This is a genomic window from Gordonia sp. NPDC127522, assembly GCF_042672305.1.
GTDB classification, from domain to species: Bacteria; Actinomycetota; Actinomycetes; order Mycobacteriales; family Mycobacteriaceae; genus Gordonia; species Gordonia hongkongensis.
On sequence record NZ_JBHXVK010000007.1, the window covers coordinates 50,220 to 69,482 of the forward strand.

Here is a 19,263-nt window from a genome sequence, read left to right on the forward strand (position 1 = left end):
CATGATGCGGTTCACGTATGCCGAGGCCATGACCGATCCGTCGTACTACGCGCCGCTCGCGCAGGCCGCCGAAGCCGCGGGGTACGCCGGCTTCACCATTCCCGACTCGCTGGCCTATCCGGAGGAATCGGACGCGAAGTATCCGTACACCCCGGACGGCAATCGCGAGTTCCTCGACGGCAAGGCGTTCATCGAGACGTTCATCCAGGCCGCAGCGCTCGGCGCGGTCACCTCGACCATCCGTTTCACGCCCTTCGTGGTGAAGCTGCCGGTCCGCCCGCCCGCGCTGGTCGCCAAGCAGGCCAGCTCGGTGGCGTACCTGACGAACAACCGCTTCGCGATGGGCGTCGGCACGAGTCCGTGGCCCGAGGACTACGACTTCATGGGCGTGGACTTCAAGCGCCGCGGCAAGCGGATGGACGAATGCATGGACATCATCCGCGGTCTGACGACCGGCGAGTACTTCGAGTTCCACGGCGAGTTCTACGACATCCCCAAGATCAAGATGACGCCCGCGCCCACCGAACCGATCCCGCTGCTGGTGGGCGGTCACGCCGACGCCGCGCTGCGTCGTGCGGTCATCCGCGGTGACGGCTGGATGCACGGTGGCGGTCCGCCCGAGGAGCTCGAGACGCTGCTGGACCGGATCAACGAGATCCGCAAGGCCGAGGGAAAGACCAACGATCCGTTCGAGATCCACGTGATCTCCATGGACGCCTACACCGTCGACGGATGTAAGCGGCTGGAAGACAAGGGGATCACCGACGTGATCGTCGGTTTCCGGCTGCCGTATGTCATGGGCGACGACACCGAGCCGCTGCAGACCAAGATCGACCATCTGAACTGGTACGCCGACAACGTGATCGCGAAGGTCAACAGCTGATCCTGTCCTCCTGCCGCAACTTCTCCGTCCGCGGAGGTATGGCACGGTTGCACCACCTGTACCCCTGGGGCACACTGCACAGCAGGGCGCCTCACGCATGCCGTGGCGCGGCCGACGTGCGGTGAGACTCCGAGGCGAACACTCGCCGGGCGGGAGGACAGTGATGACCGATTCGCCGAGCGGGTCGGTGTATTCATCTGTGCGCGAGCAGCTTCCGCCGCCCAGACCCGACGTACTCGATCGCCGCGGGTTCCTTCGCGTCGCCGGTGTCGCCGGAACCGCCTTGCTGGGCACGTCCGTGCTGGCCGCATGCGGTGGCGGGTCGTCGGACACCGTCAACACCATCAAGGCCGCCATCGCCGGTGAACCCGACCAGCTCGACCCGCAGAAGTCCAGTTCCTACTTCACCTTCGAAGTACTCGAGAACGTCTTCGACACCCTCGTCGAACCCGACGAGCAACTCCAGATGCGGCCGGCACTGGCCGAGAGCTGGGAGGTCAGCCCGGACGGCCTGCAATGGACGTTCACGCTGCGCGACGGGGTCACGTTCCACAACGGCGACCCGCTGACCGCAGCCGATGTCGAATACTCCTTCCGTCGGATCATCGACGAAGAACTGTCCAACGCATACAAACTCGAGGCCATCGCGTCGATCACCGCCCTCGACGACCGTCGGGTCCGGTTCACCGTCAGCGCGCCGCCCCCCAATCTGCTGACCAGCATCGGCGGATTCAAGGGACTGGCCATCGTCAACCGCCGCAACGTCGAATCCGGTGAGATCACAACGAGGCCGATCGGGACTGGGCCGTTCTCGTTCGTCTCCCGGTCGCCGGGCGCATCCATCGTGCTGGCGTCCAATCCCGCTTACTGGGGCGGCGCACCCGCCGTCGACGGAGTCCGTTACAGCTTCATCTCACAGGGCACCACCGCAGTGTCCGCGCTCCGATCCCGCGAGATCGACTGGACCGACGCCATTCCCGCCCAGCAGCTCAGCATCCTGCGCCGCGACGACACAGTCGATGTCGGAACCGTGGTCGCCAACGACTACTGGTACGTCACGATGAACTTCGACGCCCCGCCGTTCGACGACACCCGGGTCCGCCAGGCGGTCGCGTATGCGATCGACCGGGACTCGATCGCGCAGGTCGTCGGGTACGGGACCGCGACGCCCAACGAGCTCGCGATCCCCGCGACCAGTCCCTGGTTCGCACCCTACGACCGCTATACCGCCGGACTCGACCGCGACGCCGCCGTCGCGAAGGCCAGAGACCTGCTCCGGCAGGCCGGCATCCGCGGACTCGACATGCGCCTGATGGTGACCACCGAGTATCCCGAGACGGTGACGGCGGCGCAGGTGATCGCGTCGAACCTCGCCGACGTCGGGATCGACGTGCGGATCGAACAACTCGACTTCGGCGCGTGGCTCGACCGCCAGGCCGCCGGCGACTTCGACGCCCTGCTGCTCGGTTGGCTGGGCAACATCGACCCAGACGACTTCTACTACGCCCAACACCATTCCGAGGGCACGTCGAACTCGCAGAAGTACTCGAACCCCGAGGTCGACGCCTTGTTGGACCGGGGTCGAACCGAACTCGACGTCGAGGCCCGCAAGCGGATCTACGCCGAGGCCGCGAGCATCATCGCCGACGACGTGAGCTACCTCTACCTCTACAACCCGTCGTCGACCCAGGCTTTTGTGACGCAGCTCCAGGGGTATGTCGTTCGTCCCGACAAGGCCATTCGATTCCGCGACGCCCGGCTGGAGAGGAGCTGAGATGACCGCGTTGCACTCACCGTTGGTGCGCTTCATCGTCGTGCGCCTGCTCTACACCGTCGCGGTGTTGCTCGGCGTGATCGTCGCGGTGTTCTTCCTGATGCAGGTCGTGCCGGGCGATCCCGTCCGCATCGCGCTCGGCACCCGCTACACCCCGGAATCGTATGAGGCGCTGCGCAGCGCCTCCGGGCTCGACCAACCGCTCGCGTCACAGCTGGTGAATTACGTCGGCAGTGCCTTCACCGGCGACCTCGGCGTCAGCTTCCGCAACAGCGAACCGGTCACGACGATGCTCTTCGATCGGCTTCCCGCCACCATCACACTCGCGACCGCGGCGATCGTCGTCGCGTTGCTCATCGCCGTGCCACTCGGTTTCTGGGCCGCGCTACGTGAAGGTCGGCTGGCCGACAACGTCATTCGCGTGGTGAGCCAGTTCGGGATCTCCGTGCCCGACTTCTGGATGGGCATCCTGCTGATCGGCCTCTTCTCCACCGCGCTCGGCTGGTTACCGTCAGCCGGGTACCAACCCTTCGCCGACGACCCACTCGGTTGGCTCGAACACCTCGTGCTGCCGGCGATCACGGTCGGGGTCGTGACGGGGGCGATCATGACGCGCTACGTGCGCTCGTCGGTGCTCGACGTGGTGAACGCACCGTTCGTGACGACGGCCGAATCGAAAGGGCTGAGCACCAAGCGTGTTCTCCTCGATCACGTCGGACGCAACGCGCTCGTACCCGTGCTGACCATCTCCGGTATCCAGTTCGCAGGTCTGCTCGGCGGTGTCATCGTCGTAGAGGTCGTGTTCGCTTGGCCCGGACTGGGTCTGCTGGTCTACGACTCGGTCGCCGCGCGCGACTACCCGGTCCTACAGGGTGCGATCCTGCTCATCGCGGTGATCTTCCTTGTCGTCAACCTCGTCGTCGACATCCTCTACGCCGTCATCGATCCCAGGATTCGGCTGTCATGACCCTCACCTCACCCGACCCGCCGGAACCCGGTACCGGAGTCGACGACGAACCGGCCGGCACCGAGCTCAACAGCGACGCGTCGACCGATTCGGCCTGGCGATTGCTGCTACGCAACCGCACCTCGGTGATCGGGTTGATCATCATCGCGGTCGTCCTCGTGTGCGCGGTGTTCGGTCCACTCATCGCTCCGTACGGCGCCAACGAGATCGACGTCCCGAATGCGCTGCAGGCGCCCAGCTGGTCCCACCTCTTCGGGACCGACGACCTGGGTCGCGACGTCTTCTCCCGGGTGGTGCTCGCCGCGTCGGTGAGCATGCGCGTGGCGGTCATCGCAGTGGCGATCTCCCTCACCGTGGGCGTGGTCCTCGGCATGGTCGCGGGTTTCGCGGGCGGGGTCCTCGACACCGCGCTCATGCGGATCGTCGACGTGGTGTTCTCGTTCCCGGTGCTGCTGCTGGCGCTGGCCATCGTGGCCATCCTGGGTCCGGGCGTCACCTCGGCGATGATCGCGATCGGCGTGGTGTACATCCCGATCTTCGCCCGGGTGGCGCGCGCCGACACCCTGCGGGTACGGCAGACCCAGTACGTCCAGGCGTCACGAACCATGGGCGTACGAACACCCGCCATCCTCCTGCGGCATGTGCTGCCGAACATCTCGGGTCCGGTCATCGTCCAGACCTCCATCTCGCTCGCGTTCGCGATCCTGTCGGAGGCGGCGCTGTCGTTCCTCGGTCTCGGCGTCCAGCCACCGGACCCGTCCTGGGGCCGGATGCTCTTCGACGCACAGGGGTTCATCACCACCGCCTGGTGGATGGGGGTGTTCCCCGGGCTGGCGATCCTCGTGACGGTCTTCGCGTTCAACCTCGTCGGCGACGGCGTACGCGATGTGCTCGACCCGCGCCAGCGCACGCTGCTGCGCAACCGCGGGTACGAACGCAAGTCGCCGACGGTGACCACACCGTCGACCGCGAAACACGGCGATCCCGACGGATCGGTGCTGCGCGTGGAGGACCTCGTCGTCGGTGTCGGTCCGCGAGAGATCGTGCACGGCATCAGTTTCTCGGTCGCGCCGGGTGAGACGCTCGGGATCGTCGGGGAGAGCGGTTCAGGCAAGTCACTGAGCGTGTTGTCGGCCACCGGTCTCTTCGACGCGCCCAGCGCCTACGTCCGCGGGTCGGCCCGCCTCGGCGACACCGAAATCGTCGGCGCCACACCGGCGAAACTCCGGGCCCTCCACGGTTCGCGAGTCGGCTTCGTTTTCCAGGACCCGTCGTCGAGCCTCAATCCCCTGCTCACCGTCGAACAACAACTGACCGAGGGTCCGCGCCGGCATCTCGGTCTCTCGCGGGGCGAGGCGCGCGAACGGGCCCTTACCCTGCTGCGCGACGTGAACCTGCCCGACCCCGAAAGCCGTTTGCGCGCATACCCGCATCAGTTGTCCGGCGGCCAACGGCAGCGCGTCATGATCGCGATCGCGTTGGCCTGCGATCCGGAACTCCTCATCGCCGACGAGGCCACCACCGCACTCGACGTGACCACGCAGGCACAGATCATCGACCTGGTCGCGAAACTACAGCGCGAGCGCGGTATGGCGGTGGTGTGGATCAGCCACGACCTCGGCGTCATCGGGCGGATCGCCGACCGGGTGATGGTGCTGCGATCCGGCCGGATCGTCGAGAGCAATGACGTCACAACGCTGTTCGACGACCCGCAGGACGAGTACAGCCGCACACTGCTGGACTCACGTCCGCTGTTGAGCAAGGTCACCGAACGTGGTGGCGCGTCGCCTCTTCAGAAGCGGGTCGACGAGCCTCTCTTGAGTGTCACCGGGCTGGGGGTCGACTACGTGGTCCGCGGCCCGTCGGGGCGCCGGGTGGTGCACGCCGCCGACGGGGTCGACCTGCAGGTCGCTCGTGGCCGGACGCTCGGGATCGTCGGCGAATCGGGATCGGGGAAGTCGACCGTGGCCGGCGTCATCACCGGCCTCATCACGTCCGCCCAGGGTACGACGGTGCGGGGCAGCGTGACCGTCACCCTCGACGGCCGGAGGGTCGAGGCCATCGGGGCGCGCGGTGCCGACGAAGCCCTGCTCCGACGCCGCGTCGCCATGGTGTTCCAGGACCCGGCCGCCTCGCTCGATCCGCGGATGACGGTGGCGGCGGCGATCGCCGAGCCGCTGCGGACGCACGGCCTCACCGACGGCCGGGACGGCACGCGGAGTCGTGCCGAAGAGTTGCTCGCCGACGTCAGCCTCGACGCGTCATACCTCGACCGCTATCCGCACGAGATGTCCGGCGGTCAGCGGCAGCGGGTGAGCATCGCCCGGGCGCTGGCGTCGGACCCGGAGGTCCTGATCCTGGACGAGTCGACGGCGTCGCTCGACGTGTCGGTGCAGGCCAGCGTCCTCGACCTGCTCGCCGAGCTCCAGCGTCAGAAGGGTCTGACGTACCTGTTCATCGCGCACGACCTGGCCGTCGTCGAGCAGATCAGCGACACCGTCGCGGTGATGCAGGACGGGAAGGTCGTCGAGAGCGGACCGGCGTCGACCATCCTCCACGACCCCGCGACCGACTACACCCGCGCGTTGCTTGCGGCCATCCCGCCGGAGGTCCCGCAGCGGGCCTGACCCGTCGACTGTGCGTCCGATCTCGTCGACTGCGCGCTGGTTTTCGTCGACTGTGCGTCGAAACCCCGCAACGCCCGTCGGCACGGTAGCCAAGACATCGTCGGCTAGGGTGTCAGCGTGTCTCGACCCGACCCTGGTGACCACGTCCGCGATGACGAAGAACCGAGCCACGAGGACTTCGCCACGCGCCATGCGCCGATGCCGATCGAGCTGCCCCTCGACGACGAAGAGGCGTCGACGAATGTCGGCCTGAAGACCCAGCTGGTGCGCTTCGTCATCACCGGCGGGTTCTCCGGGCTGCTGGACTTCGGGCTGACGATCCTCCTGCAATACGGTCTGGACGTCCCGTTCTGGCCCGCGAAATCCGCCGGGTTCATCCTCGGCACCACCGTCGCGTACCTACTGAACCGTCGATGGACATTCCGAGCCGAACCGAGCATGGCGCGGTTCGTGTCGGTCGTCGCGCTCTACGTGGTGACCTACTTCGTCAACGTCGGCATCTACACGCTTCTGTCGCATGCCTGGCAGGAAACGCTGCTGTACAGCTTCGCGGCGTACGTTGTCGCCCAAGGCACGGCGACGGTCATCAACTTCGTCGTCCAGCGGATGGTCATCTTCAAGATCCGCTGACCCGAGAACGCACGGTCAACGAAAGCGGACGCCCAGTCGACGGGCGGGGTCAGAACTCCTCGTCGACGTCGGAGTCACGGGCGGCGCGCTCACCGCGGTCGAGGGTGGCGAGTTCGGCCAGGTCGGCGGGGTCGAGAGCGAAGTCGAACAGGTCGGCGTTCTCCACCTGGCGGCCGGTGTGCGACGACTTCGGGACGACGCTGATGCCGTTCTGCACCGACCAACGCAATGCGATCTGCGTCGGCGACTTGCCGTATTTGCGCGCGATCCGGAGGATGACCGGGTCGGCGAGCAGGCCTTCCTTGCGGCCGGTCGGATGCCACGCCTGAGCATGAATGCCCTTGTCGGACATGAACTCCCGCAACTCGGTTCGCGGCAGCGACGGTGAGCACTGGATCTGATTCAGAACCGGCCAGCGTCCCGTCTCGTCGAAGAGCATCTGCAGGTGGTGCTGTTTGAAGTTCGAGACGCCGGGTGTGCGGACGTATCCCTCGTCGGCGAGCGTGAGCAGCGCTTTCCAGGAATCGACGGTGCGGCCCAGGCTCGGGCACGGCCAGTGGATGAGGTACACGTCGATATGCGCGACACCGAGCCGGCGAGCGCTCTCCTTGGCGGCGTTGATCGCCTCGTCGAAACCCTGGTCACCGCCGCTCAGCTTGGTCTGCACGACGATCTCCTCGCGCGGGACGCCGGTCCCGTGCAGCCCCATCCCGACACTCAGCTCATTGCTGTACCGGGGCGCGGTGTCGAGCAGGCGGTAACCGGACTTGATCGCCGAGCTGACGGCACTGACGGCCGGCCGGCCGAGCATGTTGTAGGTGCCGAGCCCCACCAGGGGGATCGAGGTGCCGTTGCTGAGCTCGACCGAGGGGATGTCCACCGCATCAGGATATGTCGACAACCACATCCTGCGCCGCCGGTCGATCTGGAACGCTTGACCGATGAGCACCGGAGACGACGCGTCGTACGACGACATCGTGGTGGGCGCGGGACACAACGGACTGACCGCTGCCGCCTACCTCGCTCGTGCCGGCCGACGTGTGCTCGTCCTCGAGAAGGCCGACCACGTCGGCGGCGCCACGGTGTCGGCGACGCCGTTCGCCGGTCTCTCCGCGCGGTTGTCGCGGTACTCGTACCTGGTCTCGCTGATGCCGAGCCAGATCATCACCGACCTCGGCCTCGACGTCACACTCATCCGACGCCGCTATTCGTCGTACACGCCCCTGCCGTCGGATCCGGCGCGCGGCATCCTCGTCGACAACCTCGACGACGATGCGACGGCCGCGTCGTTCCGGCGGGTGACCGGCTCCGACCTCGGCTTCACCGCGTGGCAGTCGTTCTACCGTCGGCTCGGTGTGGTCGCCGACCGCGTCTTCCCGACCATGACCCAGCCGTTGCGGACCGCCGCCAACATGCATGACCTCGTCGTCGGCCCAGACAAGTCCACCACCGACACGTCGACCGCCGAACTGTGGGAGGCGCTCACCACGCTGCCGCTGGGCACGCTGCTCCGTCAGTACTTCGACGACGACCTGATCCGCGGGATCGCCGCCACCGACGGACTCATCGGCACCTTCGCCGACCTCGACGATCCGTCCCTGCGCCAGAACATCTGCTTCCTGTACCACGTGATCGGCGGCGGAACCGGCGACTGGTACGTCCCGGTCGGCGGGATGGGCGCGGTGTCGGGTGCGCTCTACCAGGCGGCGACCTCGGCGGGAGCCGAGATCAGAACGGGCGTCGAGATCACCGGCGTCGATCCCGGCGACGGGACCGTCGAGACGACGAGCGGCACCTTCCGCGGTTCGATGCTCTATGCCGCGTGCGCGCCGCAGGTGTTCAACACGTTCCTCGACGGGACGCCGATCCCCTGCGAGCCGGACGCCCGCGGGTCGCAACTCAAGATCAACCTGCTACTCGACCGGTTACCGCGACTCCGCGACGGGTCGACCCCGCCGGCGGCGGCATTCGCCGGGACCTTCCACATCAACCAGACCGGCACCCAACTGCACGACGCGTGGCGGCAAGCGAATCGTGGTGAGGTGCCGCAGGTCCCGCCGTGTGAGATCTACTGCCACACGCTCACCGACCCGTCGATCCTGGGCCCGGAGCTCACCGGCAAACACACACTGACCCTTTTCGGCCTGCACATGCCGCCGGAGGTGTTCGACGAACCCGGTGCCGTCGAGCACGCCGTCGGCGCGACCTTCGCCTCGCTGAATTCGGTATTGGGAGAACCGATCCAGTCGGTGATCGCGCACGATGCGAACGGCCGGCCGTGCATCGAGGCGAAGACCCCGCAGGACCTCGAGGACGCCGTCGGACTGCCCGGCGGGCACATCTTCCACCGGCCGTTGCGATGGCCGTGGGCCGAGACCGTGTCCGAGGTCGGCGGGTGGGGCGTGGAGACCCCGCATCCGCGACTTCTGTTGTGCGGCGCGGGCGCTCGCCGCGGCGGCGGGGTCAGCGGCATCCCGGGCCGCAACGCCGCGGCCGCGGTCCTGGGTGCGCGCTCACCGGTTCGTCGAGAACACTGAACCTCGCGACCGCGACCCGATCGAGCGGTCTGATCCGTTCCGGAACAGGGTTCCTACCCGCTGAGGGCGACGTACTTCGTCGTCAGGTACTCGTGGATGCCCTCACGGCCACCCTCGCGACCCAGACCCGACTGCTTCACCCCGCCGAACGGCGCCGCGACGTCGGAGATGACTCCGCGATTGACCCCGACCATGCCGACGTCGAGCTTCTCCGCGACGCGCATGCACCGATCCAGGTCACGGCTGTAGAAGTAGGCGGCGAGTCCGTATTCGGTGGCATTGGCTGCCGTGATGCCCTGTTCCTCGGTGTCGAACGTGCTGATGACGGCGACAGGCCCGAAGATCTCTTCTCGAGTGATGTCAGCGTCGGCGGGAACGTTGTCGACGACCGTGGCGGGGTAGTAGAAGCCGACACCCTCGGGGACCTCCCCGCCCAGGCGCACCCGGCCTCCGGCGTTCACGGCGCGAACGACGAAGTCCGCGACGCTGTCTCGCTGGGCGCGGCTCACGAGTGGACCGAGTGTGGTCGACGCCTCGTAGCCCGGCCCCGATCGCAGGACCCGCAGGCGCTCGACGAGTTTGTCGGTGAACTCGGCAGCCACCGAGTCGTGGACGAGGAAGCGATTGGCGGCGGTGCACGCTTCACCGCCGTTGCGCATCTTCGCCGCGACCGCGCCGTCGACCGCGGCGCCGAGATCGGCATCGGCGAACACGATGAAAGGCGCGTTGCCACCCAGCTCCATCGACGTGCGTTGGACACGCTCGGCGGACTGGCCGATGAGTGCGCGTCCCACCGGGGTCGAACCGGTGAAGCTGATCTTGCGGATGCGCTCGTCCTCGATGAGGGCGGTTGACACCTCTCGGGCTCTGGACGTCGGCAGCACCGACAGCACGCCCGGCGGCAGACCTGCCTCGGCGAACACTGATGCCAAGGCCAGCATGGTCAGTGGTGTCTCGCGCGCCGGCTTGACGACCATGACGTTGCCGGCGGCGAGAGCGGGGGCGATCTTCCGAGTGCCCATCGCCAGGGGGAAGTTCCACGGCGTGATGGCCAGGCACGCACCGAGAGGCTGGTGGGTCACCAGGATACGGCCGTTTCCGGACGGCGACTCGGTGATCCGTCCCTCGATCCGGACGGCTTCCTCGGCGAACCAGCGGAGGAATTCCGCTCCGTACCTGGCCTCGGCGAGGCTGTCCGGCAGTGCACGACCGAGTTCCATCGTCATCAACATGGCAAGCTCGTCGACCCGTTCGGAGACGACACGGAAAGTGTCGTGCAGGATCTCGCTACGCGCACGGGGTGCGGTGGCGGCCCACTCGTCGGCGACCGCCGCCGCCTGGTCGAGTGCCGATTCGGCGTCAGCGGGTGTGGCGTCCGCGACCTGGGCGAGCACTGTCTCGGTGGCCGGGTCGAGGACGCCGAAGGTGCCGCCGTCCGAGGCCGGTACCGATCGGCCGCCGATCCACAGACCGGTCGGTACGTCATGCGGCACCGACGGGATGGAAGTCTTGAGGCCGTGCGAGACGGAGGTCGTCATTCGGTTCCTGTTCTGCCGTGTGGTTCCGCCGGATCGGGCTTCGGCCCAACGGCGGCCGACGCGCTCGGGAGTGTCCGGCCGAGTGTTGAGGGACTCTAACTCTCTCCGAACAGGAGCTATCCTGTCCAAGATCTGTATGCGATCTTTTTGATGCCTAGGAGGCATGGTGGAGTTGCGGCACATCAGCTACTTCCTCGCAATCGCCGACACCGGTTCGGTGACGGCCGCCGCGCGACGCGTACATGTCGCACAGCCGTCGGTCTCCCGGCAGATTCGCCAACTGGAGGCCGACCTCGGTGTCGCCCTGTTCGAACGGGATCACAATCGGCTCACCCTGACGCCGACCGGACGGTCACTGTTGCCGTCGGCGCGTGCTCTGGCGCGCCAGGCAGAGGAACTCGTCGCCGCAGCCGAGTTTCATGCATCGGGTGGTCTGCGGCGGATGACCATCGTCGCACCGGCGGTCACCCTCACCGATGTGGTGGCGCCATACGTCGCCACCTTGTCGGGCGTCGACGACCACCCCACCGTGGACGTCATGGCCTCCGACGGTATGTCGGCCCACGAGATGGCGATCCGCGGTGATCTGGTGATCACGACCGAGGTGCCCGGCCGGGAGTTCACCTCCGTGCAGTTCAGTCCCCTACCGGTCTGGGCGTACGTCGCGCCGACTCATCGATGGACGGGACTCACGAGCATCACATTCGACGAGCTGCTGACGGAGCATCTGATCCTCCTACCGCCCGGGTACTCGTCGCGACAGGTCTTCGACACGGCCCTTCGTCTGGCGGGTCGACACCTCGGCGGGTCGACCGAAGCGGCCAACGGCACGATTGCCCAGGCTCTGGCGGCGGCCGGGCGAGGGGTGGCCGTCGTCAGCGACGACCCGCGGTTCGAGCTCTACCCGGTGGCCATCGACTCCGGCCCGACCCGTCTCTCGATCTCCCTGTCAGCATTCTGGGACGTGCATCACCTGGGCGAGCGAACACTCGCGGAGGTGGCCCATCGGCTTGCGACGTTCGTCTACGAGCGATTCGGAACCACTCAGCCCGGCGCCGATACGACCGGCTGGACCGCAGGATTGTAAACTCGTATGACAGAGCACTCGCCGGTTGTCGAATCTCAGGGGAACGCATGTCCATCGCCAGGCCAGCATCGACGAATTGGTCCGCCGGTCCGGTGGGCAGGGTGGCTGCTCCGCTGCGCGAACAGGTGATCGACGCACTTCGTGAGGCCATTCTGAACTTCGAACTGGCCCCCGGGCAGCGACTCGTCGAGCGGGAACTCATCGAGCGACTGGGGGTGTCTCGTACAACGGTTCGGGAGGCACTCCGCGAACTCACCTCAGAAGGACTGGTCACCGTGGTGCCACAGAAGGGCGCGATGGTCAGCTCGCCGTCGATCGAGGAAGCCGAGGAGTTGTACGAGGCGAGGATTCGTCTCGAGGGTCTCGTCGTGCGCCGGTTCGTCGACCGCGCCGCCAAGTCCCAGATCATCCGATTGGCGGCGGCTGCCGAGGAGTTCGCCGAGATAGCGGATGGCAGCGACGATCCGATGGAAATACTTCGAGCCAAAGACGACTACTACACCGTACTGGTCGATGGCGCGAAAAGCCCCGCCCTTCAGCAATTGGTCGACAATCTCCAAGCACGGTTGAGAGTGCTGCGCGCCCAAGGCATGCCGGGCGACCACAGCGGCACCATCATCGAACTCCGCGGCGTCGTCGAAGCGGCGCGCGCCGGAGACGCCGACGAGGCCGAGCGGCTCTACGACGCGCATCTGCGACATTCGGCCGAGAACGCGCTCGAAGCGCTGCGCACCATCTCCGACTGACCTCGAATGGCCTTGGCGTAGTTCTCGAAGACTGGGCGATGTTCGCTCGAGGTGAACCGCTCGGCGCCGCGCACGTATCCACCAGGCACGTACACAACATCTTTCAGGGCACCACGGAGGTGCCGTCTCCCATGGCAGACGCCGAGCAGATCGCGGGGCCCGGAAGGACCTGGTGAATCCCGCCCAGGAGTCGGTACCCCTGCCGGGATAGCGGCGCGGTGGGGATTCAGCAGGGCCTCGCACGTCTCGCATCTCGGCCATCTGTTGCAGCCCGCTGTCGGTTGCACTCCGGCCGCGTATCGCGAGGTCGTGCTCGGATCATCGTGGTGCCCCGGGTCCCCTGACGCCCACGGCCACTCGACAGCGCGGCAGTGTTTCCGGATCAGGTTGTCTGGCATGGGATCTGCCCATCCCTTCCAGGTGCCGCACTCAGCCAGATCCCATCCGGGACGGCAGCCCGGGAGCACCGGCGCTCACCGCCGACGAGCTCGTCCCGAACGTTGCACCCGCGTGCGACAGAGCCCCGAGGACTTGAACCGATCATAATACTGTCATACATTCTTACCGTGACCCGGAGCACACAGGTGCGAGGCGCCGTCGTCCCTCACTTCCTGCTCGACACATTCCCGAGAGGAGCCCATGAGGTGACCGCACGATGAAGGCAGCGATCCTGCGCACTCTGGCGCAACCGTTCGTGGTCGAGGAGCTGGACTACCTGCCCCCTGCGCCCGGCCGCGTGCTGGTGAAAACGCACGCGACTCCGTTCTGTTCGACCGACTGCACGAACTGGGCCGGCAAGTTCGGCAAGGTACCGCCCGTCATCTTGGGCCACGCTTCGATCGGCGAGGTGATCGAGACCGGTCCCGGCGTCGACTCGGTGTCGGTCGGTCAGCGCGTGCTGGTGCCGGGAACCCCGGAATGCGGGCGGTGCTACTACTGCGCGGTCGGCCGTCCGGATCAGTGCTCCGAACTCTTCGACAACCCCGACGGGTACCCGGTCGTCGCGATGGACGCAGAGGGGAACAACATACGCGCGTCCGGCAACGTGGGTGGTTACGCCGAACTCATGAACGTCTCGCAGAATCAGGTCTTCGAACTCGACACCGACCTGCCCTCGGAGGTTCTCTCACTCCTGGGATGCGGCATCACGACCGGCCTCGGTATGGTCTTCAATTCCGCGCAGGTCCAACCTGGGGAGACCGTCTCGGTGGTCGGCTGTGGACATCTCGGCCTCTGGGCGATCCAGGCGGCCAAAGTCGCTGGGGCAGGCCAGATCTTCGCGATCGAACGGCACCAGGGTCGTCGCGAACTCGCTCTGGAGCTGGGTGCCACCCGGGCGATCGACCCACAGACCGAGGACGCCCTCGAGGTCGTCCGATCGATGACCGGTGGGCGAGGCAGCGATCACTCGCTTGAAGCGGCAGGCCCGGCCGATGCCCAGGAACTGTCGGTGATGTTGGCCCGGCGTGCGGGCACCGTGGTCTTCAGCGGAGTGAAGGAACTCGGCACCACGATCAATCTGCTCCAGACATCGGTGGCCGTCCAGGGCCGCACCATCATGAGTACGCAGAACGGCAATGTCCGGATGCGACGCGACATCCCGCGCTACGTCGGTCTCCTGGAGAGTGGGGCCATCGACGCAGCGCCGATCATCACCAACCGCTACCCGCTCGAACAGGTCAACGAGGCCATGGATGCCTCACGCGCACTTCGCGACCTGAGCGGGCTCCTCGTCTTCGGCAACTCCCGCTAGCCCACACGGAAGAGACGGTCACCTTGACAACGAAATCACCACCCCCGGCGTCCCCGACCCGAGTGGGGCTCGCCAGCTTCGTCGGCACCACGGTCGAATACTACGACTTCGCCATCTACGGATTGGCCGCGGCTCTTGTGTTTCCGGAGGTGTTCTTCACCGGCAACGACCCGTTCATCGGAACCATCCTGGCGCTCGGTACTTTCGCGATCGGCTTCATCGCGCGCCCCCTGGGCGGCATCTTCTTCGGTCACTACGGAGACCGGATCGGCCGCAAGCGGATGCTGGTGTTGTCGCTGGTGCTGATGGGCGTGGTAACCGTCGCGATCGGACTGCTCCCGGGTTACGCCAGCATCGGCGTGGCGGCACCACTCCTCCTGACCCTCCTGCGCTTCGCGCAGGGATTCGCCTTCGGCGGTGAATGGGGCGGCGCGATCCTCATCGCCTTCGAATCGGCACCGGCATCACGCCGTGGATTGTTCGCCGCTCTTCCGCAGACCGGCCCGCCGGCCGGCATCCTGCTCGGCAACATCGCCTTTCTCGCCGTCGCCCAGATGCCTGACGACGACCTCTACTCCTGGGGTTGGCGGATACCGTTCGTGGCCAGTGCGTTGCTGGTGATAGTCGGTCTGGTCATCCGCGCCGGTGTTGCCGAGTCGTTGGACTTCGAAAAAGTCAAGGAAGCAGGCGAACTCGCGTCCGCGCCGATCAAGCGCGTATTCAAGACCAGTTGGAAGAGCATCCTACTCGTCGCCGGAGCATTCCTCGGGTTCGGCAGCCTCTCGCTGATCGCCATCAACTATCTCGTCAGCTACGGCACGAGCGACGCCGTCGGTTTCACGCGGTCGGAGATGCTGACCGCGATTCTCATCGCGAACGCCGCTCAGTTGCTCACCACTCCCTTGGCGGGATACCTGGTCGACAGGTACGGGCTGCGGATCGTCATGAGCGTGAGCGTCGTCGGCTGTACGTTCGGCTCCATCCTGCTGCTCTCGTCGGTGACCAGTGGCGACTTCGGGTTCATGGTGCTCGGTTACCTGGTCTCCATGAGTATCTTCTTCTCGCTCGGTTACGGCGCCCAGGGTTCCCTCTTCGCAGGTGCGTTCACCGCCGACGTCCGCTACACCGGAATGTCACTGGGCTTCCAGGTCGGGAACGTAGCCGGTAGCGCGATCAGCCTGCTGGTGGCAACGCTACTCGTCCGCGAGACGGAATCGATCTACTCTGTCATGGGTTACCTCGTTGTGGCATTGGGGATCTCCGCCTTGTGCACGTTCCGACTCCTCGCCGATCGCAAACGGAACCCGGCGATCGTCGAGCCGGTTCGGCGGACGCCCGCTGTGCAGAACTGAGCACCAGTTCCCGCGGCGCCTTCGATCTCGCCGAAATACTCTGCATCGCCGACGATGCCGTCCGATGCGCATGCACATCGTTGCGCTGCATAGCGCATACAGATAACCACCGGGTGGATTCCGTGCGGGATGCCGGGCACCTCGACATGCGGCTGAGAACGCACCCGGCGATGATGCGCCGTCGACCCGCTGACACCCGTTTGTGGTGACCGGCCTCCCGGTGTCGGTGCAGCTCGCCGGAAATGCGCACCTCTCGGTGACCAGTTCCGGGCCAATCGCATTGTCCACCAACAACTTCGTCATAGGCGCCTTGCCGATGACGGCAGTACTCGCCGTCGAAGGAGCGCCCGACCTTCCGCCGCCGGTCAACTGCCACCGTGGTTCATGCGTGCGGGCATCACCGATGTGGGCATCGCGCTCGCGATGGCAGCCGTATCGGCTACGACTCGCACGCCCCCGCGCACCGTACCGTACGCGCCGCAGCGCAACGACGACTCGATCGTGCGAAGGGTGACGTACGGGATCAAATGTACTATCGTATGACGAAATAACCGAGGAGGGCTCCATGACCGACAGCCTGTACCCCCGATCGCCGATCGCGCCCGCGGAATGCTCGAATCGCGAAGCGGCTGATCACCTGCTCCGCATCGCGCGAGAAATGCGCCCGAAGCTCCGCAAGATGCAGGCCGAACACGAGCAACTCGGCGGCTACTCCGAGGAAGTCCACCGTGAGCTCTACGACGCCGGTTTTTATCATGCTCTGATGCCGAAGCGATTCGGCGGGCTCGAGCTCGAATTGGACGACTTCTTTCGGATCGGAGTGGAGATCTCCCGCGGCGACCCCGGTGTCGGATGGTCGTTCATTCTCGGTGCGGGCCACTCTTTCCACGTCGGCTCCTTCTTCTCCGAAGAGGGCCAGAACGAATTGTTCGGCAACGGTCCGTTCATCGCACCGGGGCGTACCGTCCCGTCGGGTAAGGCGACCACCGCGGACGGCGGCTTCCGGTTGTCCGGGCGCTGGGATTACTGCTCGGGATCGATGTGGTCGACACACGTACTGGTGGTGGCCCCCGCGGTCGACGACAGTGGCAACGGGCTCGGTATGAAAATGTTCGTGCTCCCGCGCGAGTCGTACGCGATCCTCGACGATTGGGGCGGTGACCGCACGATCGGGATGCGGGCATCGAGCTCCAACTCCGTGGAGATCAATGATGCGTTCGTACCCTCACATCTCACCGCCGATTACGACGTGCGGGAGCATGTGCTGGGGACCGAGGGCACTGTCGGATATCAGCTGCACGGCAACCCGCTCTATCTCGGCCGGTCGATGTTGTACTTCAACGCAGAACTCGTGGCCACCCAGATCGGAGCTGCATGGGCCGCCCTCGATGAGTTCGAGGAACTGATGAAGAACCGAGCCGCCAGCTTCCCGCCCCGCATTCCGCGCACCGAGGCTCCGGAGTACCACCGTTGGTTCGGCCAGTTGCTCGCACTCACCGATGGCGCCGAAGCGATGTACATGGCGGGCATCCGGCAGTACGTCGAGCTCGGCCGCCTCTGGAAGGAGACCGGCCGGGACTTCACCACCGAGGACGACGCCCGCCTTCGCGCAGTGGTACAGCAGGCGGCCCGAATGGCAAATGAGGCGGTCGAACTCGCCTTCACCACGGCCGGCAGCTCATCGGCCAAGAAGGGCTCGGCGATGGAGAAGTACTATCGAGACGTCGCGATGTACAAGACGCACATCGCGGCACAGTGGGACGTCACCTACGGCTCGGCCGCACGGTACCACTTCGGCTTGCCACTCACCTTCTGATGTCGCACCCGGCACTTCTTCTGAACGACGCCGGCTGCTGCTACGAAGGGCCACGATCTTCAACGCCACGACACTCGAGGACGCCCGGAATGCGCGGCCCATCCAGCACCCCCTGACGATCGATCTCGAGCAATGGTCAACGCCCTCAGCGACGCGAACGCCGAATGAGGTTCCCCTGCACAAGTGGACACCGTCAGCTTGGATGCTGACTTCTGTGCGATCTGACCTCAAAGCCGATAGGCGAGATCATCCCCAGCGAGCCGTGCCGGCGCGCATGGTTGTACGGCGGAGAGCTCTCGGCCCGGCGGCGCCGTGCGCGTCGTCGGCGGCACCATCGCGAAGCCGTTCGGAGCGAACAGGCGTGAACGACCGGCGAACTCTGGGCATGTGAACATCCTTCCAGCAGAACTCCGGGTCCCACCATCTCGGTGTCCACTCAAACCGGGGAGACTCAGAAATCTCCGCGTACGAGCGGTTTCCGGCGAAGGCTCCCAGTCGTTCGACCGGCGGGTTCGGGAGGCTACGACTCGAGGGCCTGAACGAGTATGGGGACCAACCGAGAGCTCTCGGTTGGTCCCCATACTCATCTGATCAGTCCTCGATCGGCTCCAGCTTCGAGAAGATCTCCTCGCGGCGCGCCTCGAACTGCGACGGAACCTGGAACCGGGTACCGAGTTCCTGCGGCGACTCGTCGCAATCCCAACCGCCGTCGGCGTGGGTCACGGCGATCTCGAAGAGCGCCCCACCAGGCGAACGGACGTAGACCGACTTGAAGTACTTGCGGTCCTTGAGCTCGGAGATGTCGGTGTAACCACGGCCCTCGATCTCGAACTTCAGCTCATCCTGGTTCTCCAGAGTCGAAGCGTTCCAAGCGAAGTGGTGGTAGGTGCCGGCCCCGTAAGTCCATGTGCCCTGGTCATCGGTGCGGTTGCCGATGAGCTCGATGTGGTTACCGATCTTGTCGTTGCCGACCTGGAAAGCGGCGCGATCGCCGTCTTCGGTGATGTCACCCTGTGAGTAGAAGACGTCGGTCGCGAAGTCGACCATACGCTCAGGGGTCGTCACATGGATACCGACGCCGTGGATACCGTGCACCGCGAATTCCTGTGGTACGCCGTTTCCGGTGTAACCCTCGCGACCGTCGTTGTCATTGGTCACGAACACGTACTCGATTCCCGAAGGGTGGCGGAACGCCAGTCTCCGCTGTCCGAAGACCTCGATGTTCTCGACGTCCTGGACCCCGTGCTCGGTGAGACGCTTCTGCCAGTAGTCGAGCGATCCGGTGGGAACCGAGAGCAGAACTTCGCGTGCCTGGTTGGTGCCCGGCTTGCCGAATTGTCCTTGCTGCGCCCAGGGGAACGTCGTGACCACGCTGGAGGGGTCACCGTTGGCGTTGGAGTAGTACAGGTGGTAGATCGGGATCGAGCCGTCGAACAGCACGGTGCGCTTGATGAAGCGCATGCCGAGTGTCTTGACGTGGAAGTCGACGTCTTCCTGCGCGCCCGCAACAGACAGGGTGACGTGGTGGGAGCCTTCGACAAAGGCCATGATTC

General features: G+C 65.9%; 14 protein-coding genes. 11 read left to right on the forward strand and 3 right to left on the reverse strand.

Features of this window, described 5'->3' with window-relative positions; genetic code table 11:
- The first annotated feature begins 4 nt into the window (after positions 1-4).
- The 5 genes from ACFVHY_RS14030 to ACFVHY_RS14050 all read left to right on the forward strand — a co-directional run bounded on the left by ACFVHY_RS14030 (position 5) and on the right by ACFVHY_RS14050 (position 6,881).
- On the forward strand, positions 5-883 hold the full coding sequence (locus ACFVHY_RS14030) for a TIGR03619 family F420-dependent LLM class oxidoreductase (protein ID WP_058251131.1): 879 nt from the start codon (positions 5-7) through the stop codon (positions 881-883).
- A 163-nt stretch (positions 884-1,046) separates the two neighbouring features.
- Positions 1,047-2,657: an ABC transporter substrate-binding protein gene (locus ACFVHY_RS14035; protein WP_390272679.1), complete on the forward strand. Its 1,611-nt coding sequence runs from the start codon at positions 1,047-1,049 to the stop codon at positions 2,655-2,657.
- Between the two features lies 1 nt (position 2,658).
- Complete coding sequence (locus ACFVHY_RS14040) at positions 2,659-3,624, forward strand: ABC transporter permease (protein WP_390272682.1); 966 nt, start codon at positions 2,659-2,661, stop codon at positions 3,622-3,624.
- Positions 3,621-6,251: a dipeptide ABC transporter ATP-binding protein gene (locus ACFVHY_RS14045; RefSeq protein ID WP_390272685.1), complete on the forward strand. Its 2,631-nt coding sequence runs from the start codon at positions 3,621-3,623 to the stop codon at positions 6,249-6,251. Before ACFVHY_RS14040 ends, ACFVHY_RS14045 begins: the two co-directional genes overlap by 4 nt.
- 117 nt (positions 6,252-6,368) lie before the next feature.
- Positions 6,369-6,881 (forward strand): GtrA family protein, encoded by a 513-nt coding sequence (locus ACFVHY_RS14050; protein ID WP_082652886.1) that lies wholly within the window; start codon positions 6,369-6,371, stop codon positions 6,879-6,881.
- 49 nt (positions 6,882-6,930) lie between these two features.
- Here the strand turns inward: ACFVHY_RS14050 and ACFVHY_RS14055 are convergent, their stop codons facing one another.
- Positions 6,931-7,761: an aldo/keto reductase gene (locus tag ACFVHY_RS14055; RefSeq protein WP_159369843.1), complete on the reverse strand. Its 831-nt coding sequence runs from the start codon at positions 7,759-7,761 to the stop codon at positions 6,931-6,933.
- A gap of 61 nt (positions 7,762-7,822) precedes the next feature.
- Between ACFVHY_RS14055 and ACFVHY_RS14060 the strand changes: the two genes are divergently transcribed.
- Positions 7,823-9,418 carry a phytoene desaturase family protein gene (locus ACFVHY_RS14060; RefSeq protein ID WP_390272688.1) on the forward strand — a complete coding sequence of 532 codons (1,596 nt, stop codon included), beginning with the start codon at positions 7,823-7,825 and terminating at the stop codon, positions 9,416-9,418.
- A gap of 53 nt (positions 9,419-9,471) precedes the next feature.
- Here the strand turns inward: ACFVHY_RS14060 and ACFVHY_RS14065 are convergent, their stop codons facing one another.
- A complete protein-coding gene (locus tag ACFVHY_RS14065; protein ID WP_390272691.1) occupies positions 9,472-10,956 on the reverse strand; it encodes an NAD-dependent succinate-semialdehyde dehydrogenase in 1,485 nt (494 codons plus the stop codon).
- Positions 10,957-11,119: 163 nt separating this feature from the next.
- Between ACFVHY_RS14065 and ACFVHY_RS14070 the strand changes: the two genes are divergently transcribed.
- The 5 genes from ACFVHY_RS14070 to ACFVHY_RS14090 all read left to right on the forward strand — a co-directional run bounded on the left by ACFVHY_RS14070 (position 11,120) and on the right by ACFVHY_RS14090 (position 17,710).
- Positions 11,120-12,043, forward strand: a complete 924-nt coding sequence (locus tag ACFVHY_RS14070; RefSeq protein WP_390272693.1) for a LysR family transcriptional regulator — start codon at positions 11,120-11,122, stop codon at positions 12,041-12,043.
- Between the two features lie 101 nt (positions 12,044-12,144).
- A complete protein-coding gene (locus ACFVHY_RS14075) occupies positions 12,145-12,789 on the forward strand; it encodes a GntR family transcriptional regulator (protein ID WP_390272696.1) in 645 nt (214 codons plus the stop codon).
- Between the two features lie 655 nt (positions 12,790-13,444).
- Positions 13,445-14,542, forward strand: a complete 1,098-nt coding sequence (locus tag ACFVHY_RS14080; protein WP_390272699.1) for a zinc-binding dehydrogenase — start codon at positions 13,445-13,447, stop codon at positions 14,540-14,542.
- Positions 14,543-14,604: 62 nt separating this feature from the next.
- Complete coding sequence (locus tag ACFVHY_RS14085; RefSeq protein WP_390272701.1) at positions 14,605-15,894, forward strand: MFS transporter; 1,290 nt, start codon at positions 14,605-14,607, stop codon at positions 15,892-15,894.
- A gap of 565 nt (positions 15,895-16,459) precedes the next feature.
- A complete protein-coding gene (locus tag ACFVHY_RS14090) occupies positions 16,460-17,710 on the forward strand; it encodes an acyl-CoA dehydrogenase family protein (RefSeq protein ID WP_390272703.1) in 1,251 nt (416 codons plus the stop codon).
- 591 nt (positions 17,711-18,301) lie between these two features.
- Here ACFVHY_RS14090 and ACFVHY_RS14095 read toward each other — a convergent pair.
- Positions 18,302-19,258: a VOC family protein gene (locus ACFVHY_RS14095; RefSeq protein ID WP_390272706.1), complete on the reverse strand. Its 957-nt coding sequence runs from the start codon at positions 19,256-19,258 to the stop codon at positions 18,302-18,304.
- Positions 19,259-19,263 lie beyond the last annotated feature (5 nt).

Excerpts from the sequence above, each read along its gene's own strand:
- ACFVHY_RS14030 (WP_058251131.1), top strand. The coding sequence starts at position 5 with ATGCGGTTCACGTATGCCGAGGCCATGACCGATCCGTCGTACTACGCG.
- ACFVHY_RS14035 (WP_390272679.1), top strand. The coding sequence starts at position 1,047 with ATGACCGATTCGCCGAGCGGGTCGGTGTATTCATCTGTGCGCGAGCAG.
- ACFVHY_RS14040 (WP_390272682.1), top strand. The coding sequence starts at position 2,659 with ATGACCGCGTTGCACTCACCGTTGGTGCGCTTCATCGTCGTGCGCCTG.
- ACFVHY_RS14045 (WP_390272685.1), top strand. The coding sequence starts at position 3,621 with ATGACCCTCACCTCACCCGACCCGCCGGAACCCGGTACCGGAGTCGAC.
- ACFVHY_RS14060 (WP_390272688.1), top strand. The coding sequence starts at position 7,823 with ATGAGCACCGGAGACGACGCGTCGTACGACGACATCGTGGTGGGCGCG.
- ACFVHY_RS14065 (WP_390272691.1), bottom strand. The coding sequence starts at position 10,956 with ATGACGACCTCCGTCTCGCACGGCCTCAAGACTTCCATCCCGTCGGTG.
- ACFVHY_RS14070 (WP_390272693.1), top strand. The coding sequence starts at position 11,120 with ATGGTGGAGTTGCGGCACATCAGCTACTTCCTCGCAATCGCCGACACC.
- ACFVHY_RS14080 (WP_390272699.1), top strand. The coding sequence starts at position 13,445 with ATGAAGGCAGCGATCCTGCGCACTCTGGCGCAACCGTTCGTGGTCGAG.
- ACFVHY_RS14090 (WP_390272703.1), top strand. The coding sequence starts at position 16,460 with ATGACCGACAGCCTGTACCCCCGATCGCCGATCGCGCCCGCGGAATGC.
- ACFVHY_RS14095 (WP_390272706.1), bottom strand. The coding sequence starts at position 19,258 with ATGGCCTTTGTCGAAGGCTCCCACCACGTCACCCTGTCTGTTGCGGGC.